Annotated in this window: 1 protein-coding gene; it reads left to right on the top strand. The window is 68.2% G+C overall.

Going from position 1 to position 537, the window contains the following annotated elements:
- Positions 1-537, top strand: a 537-nt coding sequence (locus KVP70_RS33175) for an AMP-binding protein (RefSeq protein WP_217946701.1), incomplete at both ends; no start/stop codon positions are given.

The raw sequence follows: 537 nt of genomic DNA, 5'->3' as shown, positions 1-537 counted from the left end.
TGGTCGAGGCGGGCGACGCGCAGCAGCAATCCAATGACGCCTGGGTAGGCGTCAATGTCATCGGTGGCGAAGAGCGCACCAACTATCCGCTGACCTTGTCGGTGGACGATCTGGGCGAAGACTTCGTCTTGACGGTGCAGGTCGATCAATCGATATCGGCCGAGCGCGTGGGTGCCTATGTCCAGGAGGCTCTGGCACAACTGGTGAACGCGCTGGAAACCCGGCCGGCGGCGGCGCTCGACGCGCTGAACGTGCTGCCGCAGGATGAACTGCGGCTGATGTTGGAGCAATGGAACGCCACGGACGCGGCGCGGGAACCGGAGCTTTGCCTGCATGAGCTGTTCGAGCGCCAGGCGGCGGCGAGCCCGGAGGCGGTGGCCGTGAGCGATGAGCGCGACAGCCTGAGCTATCGCCAGCTCAACGAGCGGGCCAACCAGCTGGCGCGCCATCTGGCGGCGCTGGGCGTGGCGCCGGACGCGCGGGTGGCGGTGTGCGCCGAGCGCGGCGTGGGCATGGTGGTGGCCTTGCTGGCCATCC

This window comes from Duganella violaceipulchra, assembly GCF_019166075.1.
Lineage (GTDB): Bacteria > Pseudomonadota > Gammaproteobacteria > Burkholderiales > Burkholderiaceae_D > Rugamonas > Rugamonas violaceipulchra.
The sequence above is the reverse complement of the archived record's forward strand: the minus strand, read 5'-3'. Positions and strand labels throughout refer to the sequence as shown.